The following is a 352-nucleotide window of genomic DNA, read 5'->3' as shown; positions in this document are numbered from 1 at the left end:
CCTGGTCGTCACCGTCACCGGCGACACCGACGCCCCGGACGCCGACTGGGTCGTCCGGGTCGGACTGCGCGGCCACGACCTCGTCACCGCCGTGCACCGGCACCGCGGCCCGGCGTCGCGGCAGGTCGTCGTCACCACCCCGCCGGTCGGCGCCGCCGTGGGCGAGGGCGACCGGCTGCGCGTCGAGATCGCCGGGCACCACTGGCCCGCACACGCCCGCAACCCGCACACCGGTCGGGACCCGGCGCACGCGACCGAGCTGCGCGCCGACCGCCGCACCGTGCACGCGCTGCGCCTGGACCTGCCGCACGTCCGACCCGGCCGCGACGAGGTCGCCGCGGCCGCCATCCCC

The 352-nt window shown here is 79.5% G+C and carries 1 protein-coding gene; it reads left to right on the top strand.

Features of this window, described 5'->3' with window-relative positions; translation table 11 throughout:
• Positions 1 to 352, top strand: a 352-nt coding sequence (locus GTW08_RS14845; RefSeq protein WP_275938985.1) for a CocE/NonD family hydrolase C-terminal non-catalytic domain-containing protein, incomplete at both ends; no start/stop codon positions are given.

It is taken from the genome of Pseudonocardia sp. SID8383 (assembly GCF_009864975.1).
GTDB lineage: Bacteria > Actinomycetota > Actinomycetes > Mycobacteriales > Pseudonocardiaceae > Pseudonocardia > Pseudonocardia alni.
The sequence above is the reverse complement of the archived record's forward strand: the minus strand, read 5'-3'. Positions and strand labels throughout refer to the sequence as shown.